5 protein-coding genes are annotated in these 6,501 nt (G+C 67.6%); all 5 read right to left on the bottom strand.

Features of this window, described 5'->3' with window-relative positions:
* Window positions 1–288 precede the first annotated feature (288 nt).
* Complete coding sequence (gene pnp, locus D180_RS00795; protein WP_017911268.1) at window positions 289–2,397, bottom strand: polyribonucleotide nucleotidyltransferase; 2,109 nt, start codon at window positions 2,395–2,397, stop codon at window positions 289–291.
* A gap of 164 nt (window positions 2,398–2,561) precedes the next feature.
* Window positions 2,562–2,822 (bottom strand): 30S ribosomal protein S15, encoded by a 261-nt coding sequence (gene rpsO, locus D180_RS00790; protein WP_003467392.1) that lies wholly within the window; start codon window positions 2,820–2,822, stop codon window positions 2,562–2,564.
* A gap of 203 nt (window positions 2,823–3,025) precedes the next feature.
* Window positions 3,026–3,952, bottom strand: a complete 927-nt coding sequence (gene truB / locus D180_RS00785; RefSeq protein WP_017911267.1) for a tRNA pseudouridine(55) synthase TruB — start codon at window positions 3,950–3,952, stop codon at window positions 3,026–3,028.
* A 225-nt stretch (window positions 3,953–4,177) separates the two neighbouring features.
* On the bottom strand, window positions 4,178–4,591 hold the full coding sequence (rbfA, locus tag D180_RS00780) for a 30S ribosome-binding factor RbfA (protein WP_043090243.1): 414 nt from the start codon (window positions 4,589–4,591) through the stop codon (window positions 4,178–4,180).
* A 113-nt stretch (window positions 4,592–4,704) separates the two neighbouring features.
* A partial coding sequence (gene infB / locus D180_RS00775; RefSeq protein ID WP_017911265.1) for a translation initiation factor IF-2 occupies window positions 4,705–6,501 on the bottom strand: 1,797 nt, incomplete at its 5' end.

Below are 6,501 nucleotides of genomic sequence, written 5' to 3'. Positions count from 1 at the left end.
TTGCCTGCTAGGGGGTAAGACGGTATCTGCGAAAGCGTGCGCTACGGACGCGCGCGCCCCAGCCTCGCCGACCCTGGGCCGCTGTCAGCGCATCTGCAGATGCTCTCCAGCGATCGCTGGCAGCCTCGGCCAAGTCGCGGGCCAAATGCTCCGTCATCCTGTGCAGGAGCGACGCCAGCCGCGACAGGACGTCACCGTTGACGCTGCGTCGCGCCTGCGCAAACGCCAGGCAAGAAAAAAGCGGGCCGAAGCCCGCTTTTTCCTGGAACGACGCTGGCAGCGTGCGGCTTATTCGGCCGACGCGCCCTCGCCTTCTTCCACGGCCTTCATCGACAGGCGGATGCGGCCCTGCTTGTCGACTTCCAGCACCTTGACCTTGACCACGTCGCCTTCCTTCAGCTTGTCGCCGACCTTCTCCACGCGCTCGCTGGAGATCTGCGAGACGTGCACCAGGCCGTCCTTGCCCGGCAGGATGGTCACGAACGCGCCGAAGTCCATGATCTTGGCGACCTTGCCTTCGTAGATGCGGCCCGGCTCGACGTCCGAGGTGATCTGCTCGATGCGCGACTTGGCGGCCTGCGCGGCGATCGCATTGACCGAGGCGATGACGATGGTGCCGTCGTCCTGGATGTCGATCTGGGTACCGGTTTCCTTGGTGATCGCCTGGATGGTCGAACCGCCCTTGCCGATCACTTCGCGGATCTTGTCCGGGTGGATCTTGATCGTCAGCAGGCGCGGCGCGTAGTCGCTCAGCTCCGCACGCGGCGTGGTCAGCGCGCTGGCCATCTCGCCGAGGATGTGCAGGCGGCCGGCCTTGGCCTGCGCCAGGGCCTGCTTCATGATCTCTTCGGTGATGCCTTCGATCTTGATGTCCATCTGCAGCGCGGACACGCCGTCGGCGGTACCGGCGACCTTGAAGTCCATGTCGCCCAGGTGATCTTCATCGCCCAGGATGTCCGACAGCACCACGAAGTCGTTGCCTTCCTTCACCAGGCCCATGGCGATACCGGCCACCGGCGCCTTCACCGGCACGCCGGCGTCCATCAGCGCCAGCGACGAACCGCAAACCGAAGCCATCGACGAGGAACCGTTGGATTCGGTGATTTCCGAGACCACGCGGATGGTGTACGGGAACTCTTCCATGGTCGGCATCACCGCCAGCACGCCGCGCTTGGCGAGGCGGCCGTGGCCGATTTCGCGACGCTTGGGCGCGCCGAAGCGGCCGCACTCGCCCACCGAGTACGGGGGGAAGTTGTAATGGAACAGGAAGTTTTCCTTGTACTCGCCGGAGACCGCGTCGATCACCTGGCCGTCGCGGGCGGTGCCCAGCGTGGTGACCACGATCGCCTGGGTCTCGCCGCGGGTGAACAGCGCCGAGCCGTGGGTACGCGGCAGCACGCCGGCCTGCACGCTGATCGGGCGCACGGTGTCCAGCGCACGGCCGTCGATGCGCACCTTGGTGCTCAGCACCGAACCGCGCATGGTCTGGTATTCCAGCTCGCCGAATTCCTTGGCCAGGTCGGCAGCGACCCAGTTCTCGGCGGTGGCGCGCGGCGCCAGCTGCGCCAGCACGTCCTTCTTGATCGCCGAGATCGCATCGCGGCGCTGCAGCTTGTCGCGCACCTGGAACGCGGCGGCCAACTGCTCGCCGACGGCTTCCTTCAGCGCGGCGATCATGGCCTCGTTCTTGGCCGGGGCGACCCAGTCGGACGGCTTGGTGCCGGCTTCGACGGTCAGCTCGTTGATCGCATTGATGACCTTCTGCATCTCGCGGTGGCCGAAGGTGACCGCGCCCAGCATCACTTCTTCCGACAGCAGCGCGGCTTCGGACTCGACCATCAGCACCGCGTTGGCGGTACCGGCGACGACCAGCTCCAGCTGCGAATCCTTCAGATCCGACACGGTCGGGTTGAGGATGTATTCGCCGTTCTTGTAGCCGACCTTGGCGGCGCCGATCGGGCCCTTGAACGGGGTGCCGGCCAGCGACAGGGCGGCCGAGGCGCCGATCAGCGCGGCGATGTCGCCGTCGATGTCCGGGTTCATCGACATCACCGTGGCGATGATCTGCACTTCGTTCTTGTAATCCTCCGGGAACAGCGGACGGATCGGACGGTCGATCAGACGCGAAATCAGCGTCTCCTTCTCGGTCGCACGGCCCTCGCGCTTGAAGAAGCCGCCGGGGATGCGGCCGCCGGCGTAGAACTTCTCCTGATAGTCGACCGTCAGCGGGAAGAAGTCCTGACCTTCGCGCGCGCTCTTGGCGGCGACGGCGGTGACCAGCAGTACGGTGTCGTCCATCTTGACGATGACGGCACCGCCGGCCTGGCGGGCGATCTCGCCGGTTTCGAGGGTGACGGTGTGCTTGCCGTACTGGAAGGTTTTGGTGATTTTTGCCACGGGGTTTCCTTGGATGATGCTGTCTGCAAATGGACCGCTGACGGCCCATGCCGCTGGCGGGTGGCCGGGAGGATCCGGCCGGTGGCGCGGAGCGATCCCCGGGCCACGGTACTACCCAAAACAAAACCGCGGCGCATCGCTGCGCCGCGGTGGGGTTCGTTGACTCAGCGACGCAGGCCGAGCTTCTCGATCAGCGCCTTGTAGCGCTCGCCATCCTTCTTCTTCAGATAGTCGAGCAGGCTGCGGCGGCGGTTGACCATCTGCAGCAGGCCGCGGCGGCTGTGGTGATCCTTCTTGTGGGTCTTGAAGTGGCCGGTCAGCAGTTCGATGCGGGCGGTCAGCAGGGCGACCTGCACTTCCGGCGAACCGGTGTCGGCAGCGCCGCGCTTGTTTTCTTCGATGACTTTCTGGGTGTCGATGGACATGAGGTTTTTCTCTGAGATGCGGGGCCGGCAGGAACGTGCAGAAGACGCACCGCCTGGCTCGCCGATTGCGAAGGATTGCGCCGGAGCGCAGCGTGCCGGAAAGGCCGCGAAATTGTACCGGCCTCGGCCCGGAGGAACAAGGCGTTAAGACCGCGTCATGACTGAACGACAGTCAGGTAACACCCGGCGCGACCGCTGCGCGGTCACGGATTGAACATGCGCTGCGGCGCCAGCAGCCCGCTCGCATCCACCTGGCCCAGGCCCAGCGGGACGCCGTCGGCGTCGAACACCGCCGCCAGGCCGGGCGCCCAGGCTGGATCGCGCAGGCGCTGACCCATGCGGAAGCGCTGCGCCGCCGCATGCTCCAGGCGCAGCGGCGGGAAATCGGCCAGGCCGGCGGCCAGCGGCAGCACCAGCGCCTCCAGCGCCGCCGGATCCTGCGCGGCCAGGTGCTGCAGGTGCTCCAGGGTGACCATCTGCGGGTTGCGGAACGGTTCCACCCACAGCCGCCGCAGCGCGGCGATATGTGCGCCGCAGCCCAGCGCCTCGCCCAGGTCGCGGGCCAGGCTGCGGATATAGGTGCCGGACCCGCAGGCCACGTGCAGACGCAGGCGGTCGCCGGCGTGGGCGAGCACGTCGATCGCATGCACCTCGACCTCGCGCTCCGGCGCTTCGATCGCCTCGCCGCGGCGCGCCTTGACGTACAGCGGTTCGCCGCCCTGCTTGAGCGCGGAATAGATCGGCGCACGCTGGCGGATGCGCCCGCGCAGCGGCGCCAGCGCCGCCTCCAACGCCGTCGCGTCCAGCGGCGGCACCGGGCGGGTGCGCAGCACCGCGCCCTCGGCATCGTCGCTGTCGGTGGTGACGCCGAGCACGACCTCCGCCTCGTAGGCCTTGGCCGAACCGAGCAGCAGCCCGGCCAGCTTGGTCGCCTCGCCGAAGCACAGCGGCAGCAGGCCGGTGGCGAGCGGATCCAGGCTGCCGGTGTGACCGCCCTTCTCCGCACGGAACAGCCGCCGCGCCGCCTGCAGCGCCGCGTTGGAACTCATGCCGATCGGCTTGTCGAGCAGCACGATGCCGTCGAGGCGACGGAAGACGATACGAGGCAGGCGCGGGCCGAAGACGGGCATGGGGGGTTGGGCGGGGATTCGGGATTCGGGATTGGGGATTCGGGATTGGCGGATCCTGCGGTGGCACCGTGCTTGCGGCCAACACAGGAAGAACGCGCAGGCGCGCGCAAAACAGCGGGGCGCGGCACGCATGAGGGAGCGCCGCGATCGCGGCTGCGAGGCGGACGCGCCCGCCAGCATTCGAACAGTGGCGCCGATGCCGATGCCGAGGCGTCGGCGAAGGGCTCAGTCCTTGCGCGGCGCAGCTTCGCCGTCGTCGGCGGCATGACCGTCGTCGCCCTGCTCCTGCTGCAGCTCCGGCATGTCGCGCAGCAGATTGTCGATGCGCTCGCCGCGATCGACCGAATCGTCGTAGTGGAAATGCAGTTCGGGCACGTGGCGCAGCTTCATCGCCCGCGCCAGCTCGCTGCGCAGCTGCGGCGCCAGCTCCTTCAGGCCCTTGACCGCCTCGGCCGAGCGTTCCTGCATCAGCGCGGTGACGAACACCTTGGCATGGGCCAGATCGCGGGTGACTTCGACGTCGGACACGCTGACCGACGGCAGGCCGTGATCGCGCACGGCCGCATGCACGATCGTGCCGAGGTCGCGCCGGATCTGCGCGGACACACGATCGGTACGGTGAAAGGATTTGGTGGGCATAGCGAAAATCTCTCTGTTCGGAATAAAGAAATCGGGAAGGGTCTGGGACGAGCGACGCACCTGCAGCGCCCCGCTCTTCCCATTCCCCAATCCCGATTCCTGATTCCCGGCTCTTACAGCGTACGCTGCACTTCGATGCGCTCGAAGCACTCGATCTGGTCGCCGGCCTTGACGTCGTTGTAGGCCTTCACGCCGATACCGCACTCGGTGCCGTTGCGCACTTCGTCGACGTTCTCCTTGAAGCGACGCAGCGATTCCAGCTCGCCCTCGAACACCACGGTGTTGTCGCGCAGCACGCGGATCGGCTTGTTGCGCTTGACCACGCCCTCCACGACCATGCAGCCGGCGACGGCGCCGAACTTGGAGCTGCGGAACACGTCGCGCACCTGGGCGATACCGATGATCTCTTCGCGGATCTCCACGCCCAGCAGGCCGGACGCCACCTGCTTCACCTGGTCGATCACGTCGTAGATGATCGAGAAGTACCGCAGGTCGATGCCGTTGGTCTCGATGATGCGCCGCGCCGAGGCGTCGGCACGCACGTTGAAGCCGATCACCGTGGCCTTGGAGGCCAGCGCCGAATTCGCATCGGACTCGGTGATGCCGCCCACGCCGGAGTGGATCACGTTGATGCGGATCTGCTCGTTGGACAGCGCGGTCAGCGACTGCTTCAGCGCTTCCACCGAACCCTGCACGTCGGCCTTGATCACCAGGTTCAGCGACAGCTGGCCTTCGCCCTTGCCGAGCTGCGACATGATGTCTTCCATGCGGCTGCCCGCCGAGGACACCAGGCGCGACTCGCGGCGCTTGGTCTCGCGCTGCTGCGCCACGTCCTTGGCCAGGCGCTCGTCGTCGACGACCACGAAGTCGTCGCCGGCATCCGGCACGCCGGACAGGCCCAGCACCTGCACCGGGATCGACGGACCCGCCGAATCGGGCTGCTTGCCGGTCTCGTCGAACAGCGCACGCACGCGGCCGTACTGGATGCCGCACACCAGGTAGTCGCCCTTCTTCAGCGCGCCCTGCTGCACCAGCACCGTCGCCACCGGGCCGCGGCCCTTGTCCAGCGAGGACTCGATCACCACGCCGCTGGCGCGGCCTTCGGCCACCGCCCGCAGTTCCAGCACTTCGGCCTGCAGCGAGATCGCGTCCAGCAGCACGTCGATGCCCTGGCCGGTCTTGGCCGAGAGTTCGACGAACTGGGTGTCGCCACCGAATTCTTCGGCGACCACGTCCTGCGCCAGCAGCTCGTTCTTGACCCGCAGCGGATCGGCACCGGACTTGTCGATCTTGTTGACCGCCACGATCAGCGGCACGCCGGCCGCCTTCGCATGCTTGACCGCCTCGACCGTCTGCGGCATCACGCCGTCGTCGGCCGCGACCACCAGCACCACGATGTCGGTGAGCTTGGCGCCGCGCGCGCGCATCGAGGTGAACGCGGCATGGCCCGGGGTATCCAGGAAGCTGATGACGCCACGGTCGGTCTCGACGTGGTAGGCACCGATGTGCTGGGTGATGCCGCCGGCTTCGCCGGAGGCCACCTTGGTGCGGCGGATGTAGTCCAGCAGCGAGGTCTTGCCGTGGTCGACGTGGCCCATGATGGTGACCACCGGCGGCCGCGGCAGCTTCTCGCCCTGCGCGTCCTCGGTGTGCGCCAGCAGCGCGTCCTCGGCGTCGGCACTGCCCGCACGCACCGGCTTGTGGCCGAGTTCTTCGGTGACCAGCGCCGCGGTGTCGTGGTCGATGGTCTGGGTGATGGTGGCCATCACGCCCATCTTGAACAGCGCCTTCACCACGTCGCCGCCCTTCAGCGCGAGCTTCTGCGCCAGGTCGGCCACGGTGATGGTGTCGCCGATCGCCACTTCGCGCACCACCGGCGCGGTCGGACGCTCGAAGCCGTGCGCGCCGCC

Origin of the sequence: Xanthomonas sp. SHU 166 (assembly GCF_000364685.1) — a bacterium.
Taxonomy (GTDB): domain Bacteria; phylum Pseudomonadota; class Gammaproteobacteria; order Xanthomonadales; family Xanthomonadaceae; genus Xanthomonas_A; species Xanthomonas_A sontii.
This window is presented reverse-complemented; position numbering and strand designations above follow the sequence as displayed.

What these genes read in the sequence shown, in the direction of transcription:
- rpsO (WP_003467392.1), bottom strand. Translation starts at nt 2,822, where the DNA reads ATGTCCATCGACACCCAGAAAGTCATCGAAGAAAACAAGCGCGGCGCT.
- truB (WP_017911267.1), bottom strand. Translation starts at nt 3,952, where the DNA reads ATGCCCGTCTTCGGCCCGCGCCTGCCTCGTATCGTCTTCCGTCGCCTC.
- rbfA (WP_043090243.1), bottom strand. Translation starts at nt 4,591, where the DNA reads ATGCCCACCAAATCCTTTCACCGTACCGATCGTGTGTCCGCGCAGATC.